General features: G+C 45.4%; 24 protein-coding genes, 1 pseudogene and 1 riboswitch. Of the genes and pseudogenes, 3 read left to right on the forward strand and 22 right to left on the reverse strand.

Annotated features, from left to right (window positions below):
- Nucleotides 1-29 precede the first annotated feature (29 nt).
- The gene (locus C6P11_RS08195) at nt 30-695 is read right to left on the reverse strand and encodes a uracil-DNA glycosylase (RefSeq protein WP_135520230.1); all 666 of its coding nucleotides are present in this window, start codon (nt 693-695) and stop codon (nt 30-32) included.
- Between the two features lie 58 nt (nt 696-753).
- Here C6P11_RS08195 and C6P11_RS08200 point away from each other — a divergent pair, with 58 nt between their 5' ends.
- The 3 genes from C6P11_RS08200 to C6P11_RS08210 all read left to right on the forward strand — a co-directional run bounded on the left by C6P11_RS08200 (nt 754) and on the right by C6P11_RS08210 (nt 2,134).
- The gene (locus C6P11_RS08200; protein WP_135520232.1) at nt 754-1,344 is read left to right on the forward strand and encodes a hypothetical protein; all 591 of its coding nucleotides are present in this window, start codon (nt 754-756) and stop codon (nt 1,342-1,344) included.
- Nucleotides 1,342-1,433: riboswitch (guanidine-I (ykkC/yxkD leader) on the forward strand. (Overlaps the previous gene by 3 nt.)
- A gap of 61 nt (nt 1,434-1,494) precedes the next feature.
- Complete coding sequence (locus C6P11_RS08205; protein ID WP_135520234.1) at nt 1,495-1,818, forward strand: DMT family transporter; 324 nt, start codon at nt 1,495-1,497, stop codon at nt 1,816-1,818.
- 1 nt (nt 1,819) lies between these two features.
- Nucleotides 1,820-2,134: a DMT family transporter gene (locus C6P11_RS08210; protein ID WP_135520236.1), complete on the forward strand. Its 315-nt coding sequence runs from the start codon at nt 1,820-1,822 to the stop codon at nt 2,132-2,134.
- A gap of 63 nt (nt 2,135-2,197) precedes the next feature.
- Here the strand turns inward: C6P11_RS08210 and C6P11_RS08215 are convergent, their stop codons facing one another.
- The 21 genes and pseudogenes from C6P11_RS08215 to C6P11_RS08315 form a co-directional block, all read right to left on the reverse strand.
- A complete protein-coding gene (locus tag C6P11_RS08215) occupies nt 2,198-2,935 on the reverse strand; it encodes an amino acid ABC transporter ATP-binding protein (protein ID WP_135520239.1) in 738 nt (245 codons plus the stop codon).
- Entirely contained in the window at nt 2,935-4,380 is a 1,446-nt protein-coding gene (locus C6P11_RS08220) for an ABC transporter substrate-binding protein/permease (protein WP_135520241.1), read from the reverse strand. Before C6P11_RS08220 ends, C6P11_RS08215 begins: the two co-directional genes overlap by 1 nt.
- Nucleotides 4,381-4,470: 90 nt before the next feature.
- On the reverse strand, nt 4,471-5,874 hold the full coding sequence (locus tag C6P11_RS08225; RefSeq protein WP_135520243.1) for an MFS transporter: 1,404 nt from the start codon (nt 5,872-5,874) through the stop codon (nt 4,471-4,473).
- Between the two features lie 2 nt (nt 5,875-5,876).
- Nucleotides 5,877-6,668 carry an alpha/beta hydrolase gene (locus C6P11_RS08230; protein ID WP_167849552.1) on the reverse strand — a complete coding sequence of 264 codons (792 nt, stop codon included), beginning with the start codon at nt 6,666-6,668 and terminating at the stop codon, nt 5,877-5,879.
- 94 nt (nt 6,669-6,762) lie between these two features.
- Complete coding sequence (gene smpB / locus C6P11_RS08235) at nt 6,763-7,230, reverse strand: SsrA-binding protein SmpB (RefSeq protein WP_003608065.1); 468 nt, start codon at nt 7,228-7,230, stop codon at nt 6,763-6,765.
- 171 nt (nt 7,231-7,401) lie between these two features.
- Nucleotides 7,402-9,759 (reverse strand): ribonuclease R, encoded by a 2,358-nt coding sequence (gene rnr, locus C6P11_RS08240; protein ID WP_135520247.1) that lies wholly within the window; start codon nt 9,757-9,759, stop codon nt 7,402-7,404.
- Nucleotides 9,760-9,832: 73 nt separating this feature from the next.
- On the reverse strand, nt 9,833-10,069 hold the full coding sequence (secG, locus tag C6P11_RS08245) for a preprotein translocase subunit SecG (protein WP_003608067.1): 237 nt from the start codon (nt 10,067-10,069) through the stop codon (nt 9,833-9,835).
- Between the two features lie 144 nt (nt 10,070-10,213).
- Nucleotides 10,214-11,635: an MFS transporter gene (locus C6P11_RS08250; RefSeq protein WP_135520249.1), complete on the reverse strand. Its 1,422-nt coding sequence runs from the start codon at nt 11,633-11,635 to the stop codon at nt 10,214-10,216.
- 154 nt (nt 11,636-11,789) lie between these two features.
- Nucleotides 11,790-13,145 carry a phosphopyruvate hydratase gene (gene eno, locus C6P11_RS08255; RefSeq protein WP_003608069.1) on the reverse strand — a complete coding sequence of 452 codons (1,356 nt, stop codon included), beginning with the start codon at nt 13,143-13,145 and terminating at the stop codon, nt 11,790-11,792.
- A gap of 187 nt (nt 13,146-13,332) precedes the next feature.
- Nucleotides 13,333-13,530: a hypothetical protein gene (locus tag C6P11_RS08260; protein ID WP_003608071.1), complete on the reverse strand. Its 198-nt coding sequence runs from the start codon at nt 13,528-13,530 to the stop codon at nt 13,333-13,335.
- An 84-nt stretch (nt 13,531-13,614) separates the two neighbouring features.
- The gene (tpiA, locus tag C6P11_RS08265; RefSeq protein WP_135520251.1) at nt 13,615-14,403 is read right to left on the reverse strand and encodes a triose-phosphate isomerase; all 789 of its coding nucleotides are present in this window, start codon (nt 14,401-14,403) and stop codon (nt 13,615-13,617) included.
- Between the two features lie 66 nt (nt 14,404-14,469).
- On the reverse strand, nt 14,470-16,197 hold the full coding sequence (gene ptsP, locus C6P11_RS08270; protein ID WP_135520253.1) for a phosphoenolpyruvate--protein phosphotransferase: 1,728 nt from the start codon (nt 16,195-16,197) through the stop codon (nt 14,470-14,472).
- A gap of 52 nt (nt 16,198-16,249) precedes the next feature.
- Nucleotides 16,250-16,516, reverse strand: a complete 267-nt coding sequence (locus C6P11_RS08275) for a phosphocarrier protein HPr (protein ID WP_003608075.1) — start codon at nt 16,514-16,516, stop codon at nt 16,250-16,252.
- Between the two features lie 193 nt (nt 16,517-16,709).
- The gene (locus C6P11_RS08280) at nt 16,710-16,892 is read right to left on the reverse strand and encodes a hypothetical protein (RefSeq protein WP_135520255.1); all 183 of its coding nucleotides are present in this window, start codon (nt 16,890-16,892) and stop codon (nt 16,710-16,712) included.
- A 132-nt stretch (nt 16,893-17,024) separates the two neighbouring features.
- Entirely contained in the window at nt 17,025-18,002 is a 978-nt protein-coding gene (locus C6P11_RS08285) for a beta-ketoacyl-ACP synthase III (protein ID WP_135520257.1), read from the reverse strand.
- Between the two features lie 136 nt (nt 18,003-18,138).
- Nucleotides 18,139-19,089, reverse strand: a complete 951-nt coding sequence (trxB, locus tag C6P11_RS08290) for a thioredoxin-disulfide reductase (RefSeq protein ID WP_003608078.1) — start codon at nt 19,087-19,089, stop codon at nt 18,139-18,141.
- A 131-nt stretch (nt 19,090-19,220) separates the two neighbouring features.
- On the reverse strand, nt 19,221-20,018 hold the full coding sequence (locus C6P11_RS08295) for a hypothetical protein (protein WP_135520259.1): 798 nt from the start codon (nt 20,016-20,018) through the stop codon (nt 19,221-19,223).
- Nucleotides 19,982-22,123: a hypothetical protein gene (locus tag C6P11_RS08300; protein ID WP_135520261.1), complete on the reverse strand. Its 2,142-nt coding sequence runs from the start codon at nt 22,121-22,123 to the stop codon at nt 19,982-19,984. Before C6P11_RS08300 ends, C6P11_RS08295 begins: the two co-directional genes overlap by 37 nt.
- Nucleotides 22,123-23,481, reverse strand: coding sequence for a hypothetical protein (locus tag C6P11_RS08305; protein WP_135520263.1), 1,359 nt, complete (start codon nt 23,479-23,481; stop codon nt 22,123-22,125). Before C6P11_RS08305 ends, C6P11_RS08300 begins: the two co-directional genes overlap by 1 nt.
- Nucleotides 23,482-23,654: 173 nt before the next feature.
- Nucleotides 23,655-23,873, reverse strand: a complete 219-nt coding sequence (locus tag C6P11_RS08310) for a hypothetical protein (protein WP_135520265.1) — start codon at nt 23,871-23,873, stop codon at nt 23,655-23,657.
- Between the two features lie 74 nt (nt 23,874-23,947).
- Nucleotides 23,948-24,119 (reverse strand): annotated as a pseudogene (locus C6P11_RS08315) (UTP--glucose-1-phosphate uridylyltransferase); the annotation flags it as partial.

Here is a 24,119-nt window from a genome sequence, read left to right on the forward strand (position 1 = left end):
AAGGGGGAAATATTGTGATTTTTTTCACATCAAGCCCAATTAATTGGTTTAACGCCGTTTTCACGCAGAAAATCATTCGTTTGACTAAATGGCTTTGACCCGAAAAAGCCACGATAAGCTGACAACGGACTTGGATGCGGCGCTTCTAAAATCAAATTGTGTTCACCGACAATTAGCTTGCGCTTGGCCTGAGCCTGCTTGCCCCAAAGAATAAAGACAGTTGGCTGCGCTTGCTGGGCAACTAATGAAATAATGGCATCAGTTAGTGGTTCCCAAATTTGGCCAGCATGCCCACCTGCTTGATGGGCTGGCACAGTGAGCACAGTATTCAACAATAAGACACCCTGTTCTGCCCAACGATGCAAATCACCATCAGCTGGCACTGCACCTTGCAGATCATCCGCCAGTTCTCGATAAATATTGATTAAGGATTTAGGCAAGGCCATTTCAGCCGGTACCGAAAAACTTAACCCCTGCGCCTGACCTGGATTTGGATACGGATCTTGACCAAGGATCACAACTTTGACATCAGTTAGAGGTGTCGCAACAAGTGCTGCAAAAACATTTGGCAAGGCCGGATAGACCTCACCATGTGCATAAATATCCTTCAAAAATGTTGCCACACGTTCCCAATATTCGGGGCCCATAGCAGTTTGCAACGGTCCCCACCAATCTGTTTTTGATAATTTCTCCATGTTAATCACCGCTTTTCTTCTGTGAATTCTATATAATAGTCATAAGGAGGACTTTGGGATGCGTCAATTACGATTAACACAAGTTACCCACTCGGCAACTGGCATGAGTCTTGTAGCAGACGCTACCGGAGCCATCGCTTATTATATTACCGGAGAAATGGGTCAAAAGGGTAATACCCTTCGAATACTTAATCAAAGCGCAACGGTCTTAGCCGAACTCGAACAGGCTTCATTAGGTTTTCTGCCCCGTTTCACAATGACAGTTAACGGGCAGCAAGTAGGTTCAATCGGCCTATCATTGCAACTACACGAAATATCATTTGTGAGTGGTTTGAATTGGTTAATTCTGGGTAATCTGGACAAACAAAAATTTCAAATCACCCACCTACACCACCAACTGGCAATCACGCAGCCAAAGAACGATGGTCGTTTGGCCATCACCATTTATGATGAGCCAAATGAAGCGCAACTCGTTTTGATTGCTGCCTTCTTGGATCGTTGGCAATTTATCGCCAGTGGTCGCACAGCTCCTTGGCTGTCATTCTTCGCAACACCCCAGCGCATGCTCGGGTCGTCTTACGAATTGCATACCGAGTTGCCAGGTCAAACCCAGTCTGATAGACTGGAATCATCAATTAAATCGCATTAAAAAGTTTGCTAGGGTTCCGCACGTAGTGGTCTGGTCCAAGAGCAAACGCGTGCTTTGCACGTACACGGAAGGACAAAAGCCTGGGAGTTAACGACAAATGTGCCGCTAACTCCCAGGCTTTTCTTGTTTTAATGCGTCAAGGAGATTTATATGAAACTATCAAACCCCTGGCTAAAAGTCGCCGCAGCGGTTGTCTTAGAGCCCATGTGGGTGCTTGGTATGAAGCACTCTGAGACTTGGCCAATGTACCTGCTCACAGCCGCTTCACTGATTCTGTCATTCTTTATGATTTTGAAAGCCAGTGACGAGTTACCAGTCGGCACTGTTTATGCCATCTTCGTTGGCCTAGGGACAGCTGCCACAATTGTTGCAAACTGGATGTTCTACGGTGAGGCCATGAACGCCATTCAACTATCATTGATTGCCGTTTTGCTATTCGGCGTAATCGGTTTGAAGCTTATGGAGGATGCCTAATATGTCTTGGTTATTTATTATTATCGCTGGACTTGGTGAAACGAGTGGTGTTGTGATGATGAACGAATGTCACCGTCGCCGTCACTGGGGTGCTATTGTCGGATTGTTACTTAGCTTCGGCTTTAGTCTGTCATTCCTATCGCTCGGTATCCGCGACATTCCATTGGGAACCGCCTATGCTGTTTGGACGGGAATCGGAACAGTTGGTGGTACCCTAGTCGGTATGCTCTTCTACGGCGAATCCCGCGACTGGAAGCGCATCTTGTTCATCGCTTTGATTCTAGCAGCTGCTGTTGGCTTGAAGTTGACAGAGTAACCCCATTTAAAACTAAAAACCGCGTACCCACCAAATCAGTGGATACGCGGTTTTCATTTGCGCTTAAACATTCAAGACCTTGTCCAAGAATTCCTTCGTGCGGTCATCTTGTGGGTCGTTGAATACTTCTTCTGGTGTGCCTTCTTCACGAATGTAACCATCCGCAAAGAATACAACACGATCTGCAACTTGCTTGGCAAAGCCCATTTCGTGGGTTACGACAATCATCGTCATCCCCTCTTCAGCAAGTTCCTTCATAACACCCAAGACATCCCCAACCATTTCTGGGTCAAGGGCTGACGTTGGTTCGTCAAACAACATAATCTTAGGATTCATGGCCAACGCACGCGCAATGGCGACACGTTGCTTTTGTCCACCTGACAAAGTGTTTGGCTTAACATCTGCCTTGTCTGCCAAGCCAACGCGGGCCAACAACGCACGCGCTGTTTCTTCTGCTTCAGCCTTCGTTTGACCAGCCACTTCGACCGGTGCCAACATCATGTTTTGCAAAACCGTCAAGTGTGAGAATAGGTTAAAGTGTTGGAACACCATCCCAATCGTTTCGCGGGTCTTATCAATGTTGTTCTTTGGATCAACCAAGTCCCAACCATTAATCTTGATTTGACCAGAATTAATTTCTTCTAGCTTGTTTAGTGAACGCAAGAAAGTTGACTTACCTGAACCAGAAGGCCCAATCATAACGACAACTTCGCCTTCTTCAACGTCCAAACTAATGCCCTTTAGGACTTCGTTTTTACCGTAACTCTTGTGGACATCTTTAACTTCAACAATCGCTGCCATTAGTTAATCCTCTTTTCTACCAAGTTAGATAACCACGTCAACAACGTGATGACAATCAAGTACAAAACGGCAATCATCAACCAAACCTTGAATCCTTGCAAGTTACGCGCAATGATCAATGTTCCAGTTTGCGTCAATTCGATAATACCGATTGCTGACAAGATTGACGTATCCTTCAACGTAATGATGAATTGGTTAATGAAACTTGGAATCGTCAAGCGAATTCCTTGTGGCATCACAACCTTACGCATCGCCTTACCGTATGGCATTCCCAATGAACGAGCAGCTTCCAATTGACCAGGGTCAACTGACTTAAATCCACCACGCACGAACGCACCAATGTAGGCACCTTCATTCAAAATCAACGTGATCACACCAGCCGTAAATGCTGGAATCTTTTGACCCGTTAAGTTAGGAATTCCGATGTAAATAAAGAACGCCAAAACTAGCATTGGTAGACCACGAAAGATGTAAATAATCGTTGATGAGATACCACGAACCAACTTACTTGGCGCAACACCCATCACACCCAACAAAACACCCCAAATGGCGGCCAAAACGATACCAACAACCGTTAGTTGCAACGTCTTAATCAAACCATCCAACAAGGCGGCCTTGTTTTCTTGAATCAATGACCAAATTGATTGGTCGGCAGCTGACTTAGCAGCCGCGTTTTCCTTGTAGTTGTAACCACCTTCACCAAGGTAACGGTTAACAATCTTATCGTAGGTTCCGTCCTTAACAATCTTGGCATAACCTGCGTTGAACTTCTTCAACAGCTCAGCGTTATCACCCTTCTTAACACCAAAACCGTACCAGTTTCCATCAGCCGGATCCGTCACGATTTTCATCTTCGTACCTTGTTGAATGGCATAGGCCATAACCGGTTGATCTTCAAACGCCGCTACTGTGTTACCAATGATAACGTCATTGTACATCGTGTTTGAGTCATTGAAGTACGTAATCTTAAAGTCGTACTTCTTAGCCATGCGTTGCGCATACATTGCACCGGAACTACCCGTCTTGGCCGCAACCGTCTTCCCCTTCAAGTCATCCAATGAATCGACCTTAGACTTGTTAGCAACAGCCATGACAATACCACTCTTGTAGTATGGCGTTCCGAAATCAAACGTTTGCTTACGTTCATCAGTAATTGACATACCGGCCAAAATACCATCGACTTGACCAGCTTGCACCGCCTGCACACCAGCGTTGAAACTCATTGGCTTCAACGTGTAAGTGAAGTCCTCGCGCTTCGCAATTTCCTTCAGCATGTCCATATCGATACCACGGTAGTCACCACCTTGAGTTTGGAACTCAAATGGCGGGAATGTCGTATCAGTTGTAATGGTGTAGTGTGATGCAGCCTGTGCGTTTGGTGCCCCAGCTACTAACCCCATGATTGTCGCAGCTAGTACTACCAAACCTGTCAGCCATTTATGCATGACGTATTCCTCCTAAATCACCCTAGTTCTTCTATATGCTAGTATCTTACTATCATTCCCCAAAAAGATGTTGTGTGATGTCATGTTTCCTCACATTACCGATTTACTGGCCGCTGTTCGCCACACATTTACGATAAGTGCGACAAGTGATGCAAACACTGCCACATAAAAGACGACGCGACTCGCATGCAAATAGGTCGCTCCTAATCCGCGGGTAATGTGCTTTACACCAGGAAGTTGCGCATATAAGAAATTTGTTGCAAAACTAATTCCAACAGCCATCCCAATTGTGCGGAACAAAGAATTCATTGACCCAGCAACACCGGCCAGTTTTGGCGAAACTAATCCCATTGTGATTGAATTATTCGGCGTCAATGTAAATGCCATCCCAATCCCATTCACAATAATGGGCCACAGGATGTACCCTAACTCAACTTGGCCACCGTAAAACGCATAACCAATTTGCGACACTAGCAACATAATCAAGCCAATCGTGACCAAACGTGGGCGCCTTGCAGGGTTTGCAGCCAAGCGACCAACAAACGGCGACAGCATGAGCATTACCACTGATTGGACAGCGACAATCAGACCACTTTGGCCAGGTGAAAATGGCAAATAATCTTGTAGGTAGAACGGCAGTAAAATGTTTGAAAACGAATTAACAAACATCGCTAAGAACAGCACACTAGTCGACGTTAAGAACGTCACGTTTCGTAGCACCTGCGGATCAATCCAGGGCGATGGTGCAAAGTCATCCTGTAGGAACGACAACGCTGTGACGATACCACCACCAATGAGGAAGACCATTAGATTTGTAAATTGATCCAAGCCTGGAATTTTAATCCAGCTACTGCTAAACATGAGTACAATACCGATTGAAAAAATCACTTGGCCAACCCAGTTCACACGCGACGCTTGTTCACGAATCGCAGCAAGTGATACTTTGGGGCGTGGAAAAGCATTCTTTGCCCACACCATAATCAAGATGGCTACGGGAACGTTCAGCAAAAATATCCAACGCCACGACAAGATTGACGTAATTAACCCACCAACTGCTGGTCCAGAAATTGATCCAACCGAAATAAACATCGAGTTATACGCGAGGGCTTTTGAGCGTTCTTTGTCTGAAAAGTGCTCATTAGCATTCGCCATAACCATCGCCGAACCAATCGCTTGAATAAAACGACCGACTAACACACCCATAAAACTAGGTGCTAATCCCGTTAGTAACGAACCGATGATAAACACCCATCCCCCAGCACGATAAACGGCATTTTTAGAAAAAACATCCCCTGCATGACCAAACATAACCAGGAAGATGACCGTCGTAATCAGCCCCACTTGCACAACTTGTGTACTCAATGTCGCGCTGACATCAAACGCTTGCGCCATTCTGGGCAATGCTAGTGTGACACTGGCACCAGATAAAGCCGTCACGAAGGAAAACGCCCCTAGAGAAGCCGTAATTGACTGCGTCTTTTGTCCATCTGCCATCACTAATCACCTAATTCTAGAACGCGAGTGACAAAGGCAATTGAAGCTGGCAAGGCATCATCCATATAGCCTTCACCATGACGACTACCAGGTAGCACCATTGTTTCGACGCCCACTCCTAAAGTAATCAGGCGATTCATCAACGTCGCTACTTCTCCAACTGGTACGAGCTCATTCATCGAATTCGCAATAAAGACCGGCTTTGTTGCCGTCGTTAGCCGGTCATAAATTGTCGCATCGGCATATGCTACTTGACCATTCGCGGTTAAATTATCGACCAACCACTTGTAATAAGCTTGATTGTCGCCATCTTGATCAATGTCTTTTGACTTCACGTCCGCACCGATAATCAGCTTCTTGCCAACAACGTTAGGATGGTTTGCCATAAAACCGGCCAAATCATTGAGACCAGACCAAGACACAGTCGGTACGTTTAAGATTTGTGCTGCTTCAAGTGCAATGTTCCCACCTGAAGAAGCGCCCCACATGACCAATTTATCGAGTCGGAATCCAGCATTCTCAACCAACCAATTAACCGCCATCACTGCATCTTCACGTTGCGTTGGAAAAATATTCTCGGCCTTCTCGCCATCCGCCAATCGGTAGTTAATGGCTGCGACGCGAAAATTAGCTGCAACCAATTTTCCAGCTAATTCATCTTCTTTGCGCTTATCACCTTGCCACCAGCCACCACCGTGCACGAGTACGATATCCGCAATCGCATTATCAGGCGCATAAATATCAAGCTGGTGCATAGCGTCTGTACCATAGCTCAAGTCCTTCTGAATTTTCATAATCATTTACCCCCAGATATACAGTCATTATATCCCTTTGAATACCGATTACATGCAAAAACGAGCCGATATTTGTCATATCAGCTCGTTTTCATTATCGGACCTTTAGGCTGCGACGCAAATCGCGGTCTTGATCACGCTTTTTAATTGTTTCACGCTTATCGTAGTTGTGCTTACCAGTCGCAACGCCAATCAATACCTTGGCGAAACCGTGCTTCAAGTAAACGCGCAATGGCACAATTGTTTTACCTTGTTGTGCCGTTGCTTCACCTAGCGCTTTGATTTCTTTTTTGTGCAACAACAATCGACGACTACGCAAGGGTTCGTGATTGAAACGGTTACCTTGCTCAAATGGACTAATGTGAACATTGTCCAACCAAGCTTGGCCGTCACGAATTTGAATGAACCCATCCGCAATTGTAATCTTGCTGGCACGAACTGACTTGATTTCTGTTCCTGTCAGTTCAATACCGGCTTCATACGTTTCGCCGATAAAGTAGTTGTACTTTGCTTTATTGTTTGTTGCCAATGCACCATCTGCATTTGACTTCTTCTTGGCCATCTTTAACGACCTCCTAAAGCTTTCTGTTGTAAACTCCTGCCACAACTTTGGACACCACTACGTTAAGTCAAAAATTTTCTGCACGCTTGCAGCGTACCGAGAAATTTTCGTCTTAACTCCGGGTACCCAATTTTCTCGTTTCACGAGAAAAACGTTGCTCTATGCTCTTGTTTAGTGACGTCCCTTGCGGTTAGTATTCTGGTGCTTTGATTCAGGCTTGCGGTCTGACTTTGCACCGAATGGCTTTCCACCGTTGTGAGTCTTACCACCCTTGCTTGAGCGGTTGTTCTTGTCGTTGCTACGGCGCTCACCGCGGTTGCGACCACCAAAGGCACCGCGACGGTCCTCTGGCACCTTAATGTCAGTGATTGGAGCAGCATCTGGATCAACCAAAACGAAGTCCAAAGCTGATTGTTCCTTATCAACACGAATCAAACGTACCTTAACCGGTTGTCCGATTTGGTAGATGTGGTGGAAACGGCGGCCAATCAAAGCCATGTGCGCTTCATCGTAGACATATTGGTCATCTGTGAAGTTTGACGTGTGAATCAAACCTTCAACCGTGTTCTCCAATGAAACGAACATACCAAACTTCAAGACACCGTTTACCACTGCCTCGAATTCGTCGCCAACCTTGTCCTCCATGAACTCGGCCTTCTTCATGGCATCCGTATCACGTTCAGTATCAACGGCACGACGCTCACGAACCGACGTATCCTCACCAATTTGAGCCAACTTATCACGGTACTTGGCTTGTGCCTCTTCACCCAAACCGTTCTTCTCGTACCACTTAATCAAACGATGAACCGTCAAATCAGGGTAACGACGAATTGGTGACGTGAAGTGTGTGTAGTATTCAGCACCAATACCAAAGTGTCCCAATGGTTGGTCTGAGTACTTGGCTTGCTTCATCGTACGCAACATCATGGTTGAAACCATTTGTTCTTCTGGACGACCCAAGAAGAAGTTGTGGATGGCTTGCAAGTCAGTTGACTTAATGTTTTCTGGGTCAATCTTAACCGGTGCACCAAGGGCCTTCACAAAGTCAACGAAGTTTTGAACACGGTCAGCATCTGGTGACTCGTGAATACGGTACAAGAATGGCACGTTTGCTTGATCAAAGTGCATAGCAACCGTTTCGTTGGCTGCCAACATGAATGACTCAATCATACGTTCTGACAAACCACGCTCACGCAATTCGATATCCGTTGGCTTACCCGTTTCATCAACGATAATCTTTGCCTCAGGCGCATCAAATTCGATTGCACCACGTTCCGTACGCTTAGCGGCCAACGCGTTGTGCAATTGTTCCATTTCCTCAAACATTGGCACAAGGTCACTGTACTCTGAACGCGTTTCTTCATCACCAGCCAAGATAGCATTAACTGCCTTGTACGTCATACGAGCGTGTGAACGCATAACTGAGGTGTGCAAACGGTGGTTCACCAAATCACCAGCTGGTGTGAATTCCATTTCGGCAGACATGGCCAAACGGTCAACACCAGGGTTCAATGACGCAATTCCGTTAGAGATGTTACGTGGCAACATTGGAATGACACGGTCCGTCAAGTAAACTGACGTACCACGATTGTAAGCTTCCTCATCCAATGGTGTGCCTTCAACAACGTAGTGTGACACGTCGGCAATGTGAACACCCAAGTGGAAGTTTCCATTTGGCAACTTCCAAACAACAACGGCGTCGTCCAAGTCCTTAGACTCAATGGCGTCAATCGTTACAAGTGGTTGGTCTGTGATATCTTCACGGCCCTCACGCTCGAAATCTTGCACTTCATCAGGAATCTTGTTTGCTTGTTCCAACACAGCTTCTGGGAAGACGTGTGGCACATCGTGGTTGTACACGATTTGTAGAATGTCGACACCAGGATCATCCTTGTATCCGACCTTCTCCGTAATCGCACCCGTGAAGCGCTTTGGTGCAACGGCTGAAGGGTATTGGTCAATTGAGGCCACAACCACTTCGCCGTCGGTAGCTGAAACGCCACCTTCCTTAACCAAGAATTCGAATGACGCAAACTTCTTATCCGTCAAACGAATACTTCCAACGTAGCCCTTGTATTCTGAACCAAATGTGAACTCACCAACCACGTGCTCACGAGCGTGGGTAATGATTTCAGCAACCTTACCTTCAGGTCCACGACTAGTGTTTGCATCACCCTTCGTCAATAACTTCACACGAACTTCATCACCTTGAACGGCAAACATCGTGTTATCAGGATTAATAAAGACGTCTTCTTCCTTGTCGTCATAGTGAACAAAGCCGAAGCCCTTGTCATTAGACTTGAAGACACCAATAATCCCTTCCTTTTCGGCGTCATATTGGAATGCGCCTTCATCATTAACCTTTACCTTACCACCACGTTCCAAAGCAGCTAGTGCTTGAACGACCTTCGTAAAGGCGTTGGCATCATCCAAGCGCAAACCATCAGCCAGCGTTTGTGCTGGATAGGCTTGCGTTGGATTCGCCTTCAAGAACCCAAATAATTGGTCCTGCAAATTTTGTGCGTCCATTTAAATCTCACTCTTCTTAAATAATCAAAGACCCCTCGTAACAAGTCACGAGAGGTCATAGCGCTGTTAGTGTTTAGTGTGAAGAAAGGTAAACTAGTGCCAATCCCAAAATAAACCAGATAGCTCCAAGAATAGCCGTGATTCGTTGCATCACTGCCTCGAACCCACGTGCCTTTTGCGTTGCGAACAAATCTCCGCCGCCACCTGACAAGGCTGACAAAGCATCTTGTTGCTTCGATGGTTGCATCAACACTGCCAAAATAATCAACACACCAACGACAATCATCGCTGTCAACAATACGTTGTACATGTGGGCGCCCTCCTCTTCATTTTCGTTTAAACGAATTACCCCAGCCCTGGGGTTTTATACCTAACTAGCATACCATAGGAACCGGCCACTCTCAACAAAAAACGAGATATTCGAATTTCGAACATCTCGTGAATTTTTTTAAAATTACTTCGTCGCACGACGCATCAAGACACGATAGAACGTAATGATGAATGCGATGACCAACAAAACGCCGGCAACCGCAAAGGCAACGTGCATTCCGAAGACAAAGACTTCAGGGTTGTGCGTTGGATACGTTGTGATTGACTTGCCCAACTTAGCACTCATTGCTGCGTACAAAACTGACGTAACCAATGTTGTACCAGTAATCATTCCCAAGTTACGTGACAATGCATTCAATGATCCGGCAACACCCAACTTATCTTGGGGTGCGTTTGACATAATCAACGCATTATTTGGTGATTGGAAGAAGGCCATTCCAAATCCTGAACCAGCCAACAACAAACCAATCAACAACATTGGTGACTCACCATCAACGAAGAACCACGTAAACATTACAATCGCCAATACCGTCAAACCAAACAAGGTCACGTACTCACGATCCATCTTGTCAGCCAACGTACCTGACAAAGCGGAGAACACCAGCATAGCTACCGGCCATAGCAACATGTACATGCCTGATGTACCAGTGCTCAAGCCACGCAAATTCTCAAGGTAGAATGGCATCAAAACATTAATAAAGAAGTTTGTGACGAACACTAGGAACGCCGTAATCAAACTGATTGTAAATAGCTTTGATGAGAAAATCGTCAAATCAAGCAATGGCTTCTCAGCATGCAATTCGTGACGAATAAACAAGATAAACAGAATGATGGCAATGACAATCAAAGCCAATGGCCAAGCTGCCAAGAACCCTTGCACTTGTGCCACATTTAATCCAAGGAACAAAACGGCAACGAACAAGAACAATGACACAGCACCGAACCAATCAATTTGAGGCGTTACACCCTTCTTTGATGACTTTGGTAGCAAGAACGCACCTGCTACGATAGCAATGATACCGATTGGCACGTTAATCCAGAAGATGTATGACCATGACAAGTGTTGTAGCAACAGCCCACCAAGCGCTGGGCCAAGGATTGAACCAAGTGATACCCAAGCAGCGATGAATGACATCGCACGACCACGTAGGTTTTGTGGTGCAAGTGTCGTCGTAATTCCAAATGAATTACTCATCGTCATTGATGCACCAACGGCTTGTACAAAACGGGCAAACAACAAAAATGGCAAATCTAAATCAATTCCCGCCAGTACAGAACCGAGTGTGAAAACAATCGTTCCAATTCTAAAAATCTTAATCTTACCGAGTTGATCACCCAAGTTACCAAACAAAGCCAACAATCCAGAAATAACAATCAAATAAATTGAGACCGTCCACGTTGCTTGATTCATTGGGATATTCATCTCTTTTGACATAACAGGCAATGCAATATTAACAATTGACGCGTCCAAGGTGCTCATAAATGTGAACAACCCAACTGCTGTCATTGATAACCATAGCTTCAAACCGTTTTGACTCTCTTGCATGATATCCTTACTTCCTTATCTTTTATCAACAGTTAGTATAGCACCCTGACAAATCAATGGCAGAATTTAGGACTCCAAAACAAAAAAGACGAAACCAAATCTTGCGAATTGGTTTCGTCTTTAATTAATCTATCAAATTGACAGATGCTAGTGATTAGCGCACGTAGTTAACGATTGCTTCACGAGCTGACTTGTCAATGTTGTAGAAGCTGTTGATACCCTTGTATTCAGCAACCTTTTCAGTCAACAAGTCTTCGATGCGCATCAATTGGTTGTACTTTGCAATACGGTCAGTACGTGACATTGAACCAGTCTTGATTTGACCTGCGTTCGTAGCAACAACCAAGTCAGCGATCGTCGTGTCTTCAGTTTCACCTGAACGGTGTGAAACGATAGCCGTGTAACCAGCTTCCTTAGCCATTTCGATAGCTTCCATCGTCTCAGTCAAAGTACCGATTTGGTTAACCTTGATCAAGATTGAGTTAGCGGCACCCTTTTCGATACCCTTAGCCAAGAACTTCGTGTTCGTAACGAAGAAGTCGTCACCAACCAATTGAACCTTCTTGCCCAAACGGTCAGTCAACTTTACCCAGTTATCCCATTGCTCTTCATCGTTCAAGTCCTCAGCTTCTGCTAGAGGGTCTTCGATTGATACAACAGGGTACTTGTTTACCAAGTTCTCCAAGTAGTCGATGAACTCGTCAGTCGTGTATTCCTTCTTATCAGGCTCACCTGCCAACGTGTAGATCTTCTTCTCGTGGTCGTAGAATTCTGATGAGGCAACGTCAAAGGCAATTGCGATGTCCTTACCAGGCTTGTAACCAGCACGCTCGATAGCGTTCAACAAGAACTCGAATGGCTCTGCGTTTGAAGCGAAGTTAGGTGCAAATCCACCTTCGTCACCAACAGCAGTTGAGTGACCTGACTCCTTCAACAATGCTTGCAATGCGTGGAAAGTTTCTGAACCCATACGGATAGCTTCAGCAACAGTCTTTGCACCAACTGGCATGATCATGAATTCTTGGAAGTCAACAGAGTTGTCCGCGTGGGCACCACCGTTAACGACGTTCATCATTGGCGTAGGCAAAACCTTTGAGTTGAAACCACCAAGGTAGTTGTACAAAGGCGTTCCCAACTCGTCAGCAGCTGCACGAGCAGCGGCGATTGAAACACCAAGGATAGCGTTGGCACCCAACTTACCCTTGTTTGGCGTTCCGTCCAATTCGATCATCGTACGGTCCAACAAAACTTGGTCAGTTACATCCATACCAACCAACTTGTCCTTGATAACCTTGTTAACGTTTTCAACGGCCTTCAAAGTTCCCTTACCCAAGAAACGACCCTTGTCACCGTCACGCAATTCAACGGCTTCGTTAACACCAGTAGAAGCTCCTGAAGGAACGATTCCGCGACCGAAACCACCCAATTCAGTGTAAACTTCAACTTCAACAGTCGGGTTACCACGTGAGTCCAAGACTTCGCGTGCGTAAATATCAGTAATTGCAGACATGTTGTCTTCTCCTTACTTATTTTAAAAGTATAGTTATCTGGGAATATCCCTTGTCATATATTGTAACATAATTCACACGTTATGTTGCATTTAATCGGCTTTCTTGCGTTTTGTTTGAACCGTCTGTGAAACGCTATCTTGCCGGAACAACAAAAAGCACGCCCCACATGAGACGTGCTTTTAGATTTTACCAGTGTTCACGAACAGCTGCGATTTCTGATTCGTTCACCGCATAACGGACCTTGCGACCACCAGCATTGTGTGATCCCAAAATCATACCTTCTGCTTCCCCGTTAATTTCATTCAAAATGAATGACTCCCCTGACGTTAGGTAGACCTTTACAAAGCTACCATCAGACAAAATCTTTTCCATGAACTTAAACATGTGTCGATATCCCCCTATTACATATACTATTATCAACTCTACTCTGATAGTATATCGGGCAACTTCGACAAAACTACGATGCTTTTATGCGTCTTTTCGCAATGTTCTTTTAGCTTGTTGTGCAAGACTAACTAGCTCAATAAACGTTGACGCATCTAAAGCTGCATCCCCAACCAAAACACCATCAATATCCGGTTGTGACAAGATATCATACACATTCGTCGGCTTCACAGACCCACCGTACAAAATTCGCAAGTTATCTGCCACGGCTTGATTAAACATATCCGCAACCGTTTGACGAATAATCCACAAACTCTTTTGTGCGATTTCTGGACTCATCGCCTGACCTGAACCAATTGCAGCTGTTGGTTCATATGCCAGCATAACATTCGCCATATCGGCTTCTGTCACACCTTTTAATGACTCAACGACTTGATTAACGATCCAGTGGGCATGGTCGTTACTTGATTCTAGTTGCACTGCTTCATCAATCGCAATAATTGGCATCAAGCCATTTCGCAAAGCCGCCAACGTTTTCAAGTTAACCATTTCATCAGTCTCTCGGAAATAGTTACGTCGTTCAGAGTGGCCGATGATGACCATTTTGATACCCAAATCAGCCAATGCCGCTGGGCTAGTTTCGCCTGTATAGGCACCACGATCTTCCCAGTACACGTTTTCAGCACCAATACAGATTGGCGTGCTTCGTGCTGCGTAAACCATTGCATCCAACAGGACGTCTTGCCCAGCAAGCACAGTGTCGACCCCCTCGTACTGCACTAGCATTGGGCCAACTTCCTTAATATACGCAGCTGCTTCGCTGGGTAATTTATTCATTTTCCAGTTTCCAACTACAATTGGTCGTCTGCTCATAGCTTCCCCAAAAAAATTTAATTACAAAAGGCGTGCCACCGAGCGGTCGCACGCCTTTATTATTCGTTACTCAGCTGGAACAGCTTCTTGAACCAACTTGATAACTTCTTCGTTTGTCTCAGCATCCAAGGCCTTGTCAGCCAATTCAGCCATCTTCGTCGTATCCAAACGCTTCATCAATGAGCGCGTTTGCAAAACTGACGTTGCAGACATTGAGAATTCATCCAATCCCATACCGACCAAAACTGGTACGGCAATTGGGTCACCCGCCATTTCACCACACATCGCAGCAAACTTGCCGTACTTGTGTGCTGAATCAATCACGTTCTTAATCAAACGCAAAATTGATGGGTTGTATGGTTGGTACAAGTATGAAATCTTATCGTTTCCACGGTCAGCGGCCATTGAGTAACCAATCAAGTCGTTCGTTCCGATTGAGAAGAAGTCAACTTCTTGTGCAAACTTGTCAGCCAATACGGCTGCAGCTGGCACTTCAATCATGATTCCCAACTTAATGTCATCAGCTACTGGTACACCAGCTTCTTGCAACTTAGCCTTCTCTTCGTTGAAGATATCGCGAGCTGCACGGAATTCTGGCAACGTTGCCACCATTGGGAACATAATCCACAAATCACCGTAAACTGATGCACGCAACAAGGCACGCAATTGTGTACGGAAGATGTCATCACGATCCAATGAGATACGGATAGCACGGTAACCCAAGAATGGGTTTTCCTCTTCAGGAAGCGGCAAGTAAGGCAAGTACTTGTCACCACCAATGTCCATCGTACGAACCGTAACTGGCTTACCATTCATACCCTCAAGAACCTTCTTGTAGGCTTCAAATTGCTCGTCTTCAGTAGGCAATTCCTTTGAATCCATGTACAAGAATTCCGTACGGTACAAACCAATTCCTTCTGAACCGTTATCAACAACACCTTCCAAGTCCTTAGGTGTACCAATGTTGGCACCAACCAAGAACTCCTTACCATCAGCAGAAACAGACTTTTCGTTCTTCAGCGTTGCCCATTCTGCCTTTTGAGCGGCGTACTTGTCACCCTTGGCACGGTATGTTGTGATTTGGTCTTCAGATGGATCAACGATTGCAACACCGTCAAGACCATCCAAGATAACCATGTCGCCATCTTGAATTTCTTCAGTGGCAACCTTTGAACCTACGATAGCTGGGATTTCCAACGTACGAGCCATGATAGCTGCGTGCGCTGTGCGTCCACCAACGTTGGTGATGAATCCCTTAACGTATTGACGATCCAATTGTGCTGTATCTGAAGGCGTCATGTCCTTCGCAACAATCATAACTTCTTCCTTGATCAATGCTGGGTTTGGCAATTCCTTACCCAACAAGTGACTCAAGACACGCTTCGTCACGTCACGAATATCCGCTGCACGCTCTGCCATGTATGGGTTGTCATCAGCCATTGCCTCAAACATACCAATGTACATGTCCGTCGTTTCTTTCAAGGCGGCTTCCGCGTTTACGCTGTCACTGTCAATCTTGCCAGTGATACCACCCAAAAGTTCTGGATCTTCCAAAACCATGATGTGTGCCGTAAACACTTCAGCTTCTTCTTTCCCCATTGAAGTCGCTGCTTTGTCTCGAATTTGCTCCAAATCTGTCTTAGATGCTAAAAAGGCCGCTGCTACGCGGTCCTTCTCAGCTTGAACATCGTCTACTGTACGAGTATCAAAAGACAAATCAGGATCAACGAGCTTGTATGCTTTTGCAATTGCAACACCGTTTGATGCCGCAATTCCCTTAATTTCTTTTGCCATCGCCGTCTTATCCCTCAAAGTAAATGTTCAAAATATTAATTGTTAACTAAAATTAGTCAGTCAAACCTTCAGCTGACATCGTGTCTGCGATTGCAGCCAATGCTTCAGCTTCGTCATCACCTTCAGCTGAAATCTTAACGTCGGCGTTTTGACCAACACCCAATGACATAACACCCATGATTGACTTCAAGTTAACGTCCTTGCCTTGGTATGACAAAGTCACGTTTGATGAAAACTTTGAAGCTGCTTGTACCAACAAAGTTGCTGGACGTGCGTGGATACCAGTTTCTGCTACAATGTGAAATTCGCGTGATTCCATGGTGATAATCTCCTCTAGATTAAATAATTTCTTTAATACGGAATAGCTGAGTTAAAAACGCTTTCAAAACATCTTTCAACTAACCTTATGTAGTTAATTCTAGCAGGTATAACAAATATAAGCAAGCGCTTACATTACCTTTTTCATAAGCCTTTCGTGAAGAATTCGTGAACTCTAAAAACCGGCGATGGTTCTACTCAGCAGTATTTTTAGCCGTATAGGTTACGACACCACCACGGTCTGCGATGCCACGAATAGCATTCTGATAAGGGTAATTGCGCCAAACTTCGTAGAACTCTTTAAAATCCTTTGCTTCAAGAACGAACTGGTCAAGTTCACCCGTACGTAACTGCTCGAGTAATTCTTCATAGTTCATGTTTGTCCCCTCCTGTTCTAAATCAACTGTTACTATTTTAACAAACTTTCATGCAAACGGTGACATTTTTCAAATAAAAAAAGAACATGTGTGTTGCAACAACGCACATGTTCCATAACATTTATATGCAAACTAGAATTCAAGCAACAGACTTCCGTATGTAAATCCGGCACCGAAGCCCGTCAACAAAACGCGCTTTCCAGTCAAATCAGTTGCCTTATTCAATTCATCCAAACCAATCCCAATACCAGCTGAAGACGTGTTACCGTACTTTGTAATATTCGTTGCAAACTTGTCCATTGGTTGATCAATTGCCTCAGCAATCGCCTCGATAATACGCAAGTTTGCTTGGTGGGTAATGAAGTAATCAACATCATTTGGTGTCAAATCACGATCAGCCAAGAAGTTAGTAATGTGATCAGGAATCAAACGCACAACTTCTTCAAATACTTGGCGTCCTTCTTGGTGGAAGGCGTCTGTCTTTGGATAGTTGTCCGCTGCAATACGTGACAACGGTTGAATGCGTCCTGAGTGAACGACTTCTGCATCACCAATCGTGTGCATCTCTTCGCCCTTCACAATGCCTTTGTCTTCTTCTGTCGCAACAAGGACCATTGCGGCCGCTCCGTCACCAAAGAATACGGTTGATGTACGATCCGTGAAGTCCATCATCTTAGAGTTAACTTCGGCTGAAATCACCAAAGCATTCTTATAAACTCCTGAACGAATAAACTTGTCGGCTGTACTCATACCAAAGACAAATCCTGAGCACGCAGTTGAAATGTCGTATGCCCAAGCCCCTTCGGCTTTCAAATTACGTTGCACCAACGCTGCCGTTGATGGTGCAAGACCATCTGGCGTAAACGTCGTCACAATAATCAATTCAATATCTTCAGGGTTCAAGTCGGTTTGTGCCAACGCCATGCGAGCTGCTTGCGTGGCCAAATCAGACGTATTCTCACCTTGCAATGAGATGCGTCGTTCCTTGATACCCGTGTGTGCTTGAATCCACTCGTCGTTCGTATCCATGATTGCCGCCAAGTCATCGTTCGTGATGATATCACTTGGAACGTAGTGAGATGAGGCAATAATCTTAGTTCCTTGCGTCATGTGTGGACCCCTTTCTTTCGTATCAGCAAAAACGCTCTTGTATATTTTACGCTATCTTCTGACATTTTGGTAATAAATTAGGAAAGACTAATAAAGAGTCAACCGCATAGACGACTGACTCTTGTTTGATAGCTAATTATTCAGTTACTTCAGATGCACGCATCTTAAAGTTTTCGTTGTATGAAAAGGCGTTTTGACCAGCAACCGCTGCATCCCCGACCGCCGTTGTAATTTGGCGAAGTTCCTTTTCACGAACATCCCCAATGGCAAAGATTCCTGGTTGTGACGTTTCCATGCGGTCATTCGTCATAATCCAACCATTAGCATCCGTAATCCCCAAATCTTGCACTGGGTCAGATACTGGCAACAAGCCAACATAGATGAACACACCCGCTGCATCAATCTCTGATGTCTCGTCGGTTTGATTGTTACGAACGCGGACGCCAGTTACCTTCTTGTCATCACCCAAGATTTCTTCGACTTCAGAGTTCCAAACAAATGAAATCTTTTCATTCGCGAAAGCGCGGTCTTGCAAAATTTGTTGGGCACGCAACTTATCGCGACGGTGAACAATCGTTACGTGATCAGCCAAACCGGCCAAGTATGTTGCTTCTTCGACGGCTGAATCACCACCACCGACAACAATCACGTGTTGGCCACGGAAGAATGCCCCATCACACACCGCACAGTAAGAAACACCACGGCCAGCGAAGGCTTCTTCACCTGGCACATCAAGCTTCTTGTAGGCAGCACCAGTGGCAACAATCACCGTGTTAGCACTGTATTCGTCCATATCTGTTACAACGCGCCAGCTACCATCTGCTTGTGCTTCGACGTGAAGCACTGTACCAAAGGCATACTCAGCCCCAAATTGCGTTGATGATGCGTACATCTTCTCAGCCAACTCAGGTCCCAAAATTGAAGGGAACCCTGGGTAGTTTTCGATTTCTGCCGTGTTGTTCATTTGACCACCATAGATACCGCGGTCAATCATCAATACTGACATGTTAGCACGTGAAGCGTACGTTGCGGCCGTCATACCGCCAGGTCCAGCGCCTAAAATAATTGTGTCATACTGTTGTGCCATGATTGCTCCCCCTCGTCGAACTTTCATTATTTTTTAATTTAATTCGTGGTTCTATTCTAACTGGTTTTCGTCCCAAATTAAAGGGTACAAAAAATGGCCTAAACGAAATTCGTCTAGGCCACTTAAGTTAATTACTTATTATCCTTGTTTTCATCACGCCATTGAGACTTCAATTGTTCAACATCACTAAACAATTTGCTGTCCTCATCCGTGACTTGGCTTTCATCTTCGCGATCCTTACGACGACGACTGAATAGCAAGAAGAAGAAGCCCATTACAACACCAACAATAGATGCAATCAAACGTGAGTACCACGTTGTATCGTTCGTGTCCGCAATTTGTCGTTGCGCTGCCGATGTAATTTGATCATCGTTAACAACCGTATCACGTACTCGTGCTCCTGCTGTACCATCGCTAGCGGGGGTTGCTGTAGTGCCAGTTGCTGAAGCAGACGTAGTCGTTGCAGCTGACGTCGTGACGGACGTACCAACTGCTTGCCCAGCATTGAAGGCTGCCACCGCACCACTGGTTGGCGCGTTTGATGTGTTCGTGTTAGGCGTTGCAGTAGGGTTTGCTACCGCAGCTACCGCAGCAACTGTACCACCATTAGCGCCGGCGTTCGCCGTGGTTGCGTTGTCCGACGTATTCGTTGACGAACCATTTTCAGCTGGTGATTCAGAAATCGTATTCGAATCACCGGCCACTGGTGAAACTTCATCTGTGACGTCACTATCAGAGGTAGTTGCTGAAGTATTTGCCTCACCTTGTGACTCTGATGTTGCATTTGAGTCACTCGTTACTGAACTTGCTGAACTTTCCGACACATCACTTGGCGCTGACGAGCCTTCACTTGATGCACTACTATCAGATCCGCTTGTTGGCGTTTCTGGCGTCACGTTTGAATCACTTGCAACCGAACTATTTGGCACTTCAGAAGATCACTCGTAGCCGCACTGTCTGATGCAGTTGCTGATGAATTTGCCTCTCCTTGAGAATCTGACGTTGCCACCGAATCACTCGTTGCTGAACTAACTGAACTTTCGGCAGAATCACTAACTGCCGATGATGCCTCGCTTGTTGCGTCACTCGCTGAGGATTCCGAAGCAACATTTGAATCACTAGCAACTGAACTATTCGCTACTTCAGATGATTCACTTGCTGCAGTGCTGTCCGAGACAGTTGCTGATGAGCTAGTTGCATCTTGTGACTCTGAGCTCGCATTTGAATCATCTGCTACTGATGTTTCTTCACTCGTAGCAGCACTATCTGACGCTACTGCTGATGAATTGGTGTCATCTTGTGACTCTGATGAAGCGCTCGAGTCGCTCGGTGCAGAACTAGCTGAACTCTCAGTTGCGTCACTCGCCACTGATGATTCTCCACTCGTAACAATGCTATCTGACGCCACTGATGATGAATTGCTGTCATCACTTGCGCTTGAATCATCGGTTGCTGAGCTTGTTACGTCACTCGCTGACGATTCTGATACGACGTTTGATTCGCTGGCGACTAATGAACCTTCACTCGTAGCAACACTATCTGACGCTACCACTGATGATTCGTTCTCGCTTTGTGTGTCTGATGCTGATGTCGCACTCGACTCACTCGTCGCTGAACTATCACTAACTGGTGCATCTACCACTGCACTAGAACTGTCAGTTGGTGGCGTCACTAGGCTGTTACCATCACTTGCGTTTTCCGAATTCGATGTAGCGGCTGAACTTGACTGCGCTGCCAAAATCGAATTGATGATGCTACTCTTCATCGAGTTAGCCAAACTTGCTTGTGAACTAGCCACAACAAGTGCTGAAGAAGCTTGCTTGTAGTAACTATCCGTACTGATAGCATCAGAGTTGGCCCCGTTAGCCGCTGAGGTCATTTGACTACGTGCAACCGAGGCAACGCTTGATGTGTTCAATGTGTTTCCGTTACCGAAAACGTTATCGATATAACTCATACCAGCATTTGATGTGACAGCTGCTAAGCTCTTTGTCGCATCAGCCGCTGATGACGCTTGATCAGTATAACTTTGTGCAACCGAGATTGCTTTGCTTGCACGTGACTCAATGCTTGCCAATGAAGATGCTGTTGCTGCATCCAATGAGCCAAGGTAGTCACTGCTCAAACTGCTCATATCGTTCAGCACTGACTTAGCCGATGACACTAGACTCGAAGCGACTGCTGCAGAGCTTTGTGCAACCGTGGCAATGCTATTTACAAATGAAACCGTATTGGCATCATCCACCATTTGTGACCCCAATGACGCAGCACTTGATGCATTTCGTAATTGTTCGTCAGCTGTTGATTGTGTTGCGCTCGCTGACTTAATTGCATTAGCAGCTGAGTTGTACAAGCTTTCTGCTGAATTAAACAAATCATTTGCTGATGACGCATTACCAGCTGTCGCATACGATTCGCCTGCTGACAATGCAGATGATGCCAACGCCATATTACTCTTGGCATTCGACGAGTAACTCGCAGCACTCGATGCACCACGGTCAGCCAACGCCGAAGCGGTCGCCGCCGTATCTGCTTGATAATCGGCTTGTGGATCCGCATTCGCGATTGAAGCGGCTGCCGTTGCCGCACTTGATGCAACAGCGATGATACTTGAAAGAGCCAACTCATATGAGCTTAAGTCCAGATTTGAGTTAAGCGAACTTAAATCACGAGCAATTGAGGCACCCTTTTCAGTAGCAGCACTCATTTCTGCATCGTTTGTCGCCTCACTGCCTGGCTGTTGCGCTTCGCTTGATGTGGCGTCATTTTCTTGGGCTTCCTTATTGTCTGCCGTCACTGTATCCAAAGCCGTCTTCAACTTATCGCGCACCAAATCCATCGCTGACTTAGCATGGAAAATGGTCGAGAAGTTAGCTGCCTGGTCAGTCAGATTCGTCATATTAGGCAACATTTGCCATACCTGCTGCAAGGCAATCATATCTGTCGCATATCGTTGTGCAAGTTGCTGATCAGCAGGATTATCTGACTTAGCTAACTCAGCAGCTTTATCGGCCAATGACGCAAGTTCTTTCATCACGCCACTCTGCAAACTCGTATATTCGTCCTGCAATGACTGGGCTTCTTGTGTCGCATAGCACCGTTTTGACCAGTAATCGCAACCGCTTGACCATTATCACCTTGATATGAGGCACTACCACCATTCATCGTCAACACAAAATCAGGGTTATCCGTCATGATTTTCTGCAACCACTTCATGCCATTATCATTCAACGGATTGTTATCCAAATTCAATGAATCTAGTTGGTAGAACACACTCTGGACACCCGATGTTAGGTAGTTAATGTGGTTGTCCGCCAAATTCAAATTCAACAGGTTTGGCAAGTTTGAAAGTGAACCGGATCCCAGTCCAGAAATATTATTATTAGCCAAGTTCAGCGTCGTCAGTGATGATGAGCTAATATTCAACGAATTAACATCAATTGCACCAGCGCTATTTGACAAATCCAGCGTCGTTAGCTTGGTCAACTTTGGTAAATTAATCGCCTGCATAAACGCCGTAATGACTGACATATCAGAAGCACCAGCCATTAGCCCAGACATATTCAACGTCGTAATACCAGTCATGATGCCGAATAGGTTCTGGAAGTTACGCAACTCAGCCCCATTCTTTTGCCCTGGATTGTAGGTTGCACCACTAATATTTTGACCCATCCACTGCTTCAAAGCAGCATTATCTGACAAATTCAACTCGGTAATGCTCCGCAATGATGCTAGCGTCACGTTGCTATAATCAGCTTCCGACGTGATGTGCAATTGTTCAGCCAACGTCTGACCACTGGCAGTCGTTGAACCCAATAATGCTTCGATCAAACCTGCTGGTAGGTCGAGTTCTGTAATCGGTGTCGTTAGTGGCACTGATTGACGGACGGGATTACCATTTTGCGTCGTATTATTTGTAAATGTCGTAGCAACTGGTGAAGCCGTCACAATCGCCTTATAGCCAGATGCTTCGATGTAATTCAAAACCGCCAACACAGTTGCAACGGGTGTGCCTGCGGCAACCGTTACTGCCAATTGATTGTTCACCAAGCTAATGCCTGTTACCGCAGGATTAGTGCTAAACATAAATTCAGCTGCTGCTAAATCGCGACGCGTTGCATCCGTCGTACCAGTTGTCGCAGCACTTTGGCTACCCGTTGCAGCCAAGGCATACTTGCTGGCCAACGAGTTTTCATCTTGTAATGCCTTCGTTAAGGCTAAATTCGTTGTTGATTGTGTCGTATCATCTGCAAACACACTACCAGCCATTTGGATAATTGGTAGCACAGGTGAAGAAGCTGCCAATACAGTTGATAGGATTGCCGCCCCTTGGGTTAGCCACTTTTGGCTAGATTTCTTATCACGTGCTTGATATAGTTCATAATCTTTCATCTCTTCGTTCCCCCAGGAAGTAAGATTGGTCGCCCGAGTTTTCGGACTATAGCTGTATTATAGTACACGTTTTGACCTTTTTCTCGGAATAAGGAACTGGCGGATAGCAAAAAAAGGCAGACCCACCTGCAATGGATCTGCCTCTCAAATAACAACCTAAATTTTCAACCTTCTCATGCGTTCGCCATTTGCTTAACAAATGAGTAAACTGTTGCCAACAATTCACCAATCACAAAGAAGCAAGCGATGTGAAGAATCAACGGTAAGAACGGTACAAAGCCCATTTTGTAAACGAAAAACGTTGATAAACAATACTCAATAACCAGTAGGGCTAAAAATAACAAAGATAACCCAATAATCTTAAAATCACTCTTCAAAGTAACCAACTTCAAAAAATCCTCTCTCCAAACCTACTCCGACAAAAAGAGAGTAGCCTCTGCGTGTGGCTACCCTCTTTTCAATCAGATTAATCCAACGTAGCTGCCAAATCCTTGATGTATTGCTTCAAGGATTCGCCAGTTTGTGGGTGGTTCAAACCGTATTCAATGTTAGTCGTCAAGAAACCAATCTTTGAACCGATGTCGTAACGCTTACCCTTGAATTCGTGGGCGTAAACGTGTTGACGCTTGTTCAATGAA

It is taken from the genome of Weissella confusa (assembly GCF_004766315.1).
GTDB classification, from domain to species: Bacteria; Bacillota; Bacilli; order Lactobacillales; family Lactobacillaceae; genus Weissella; species Weissella confusa_A.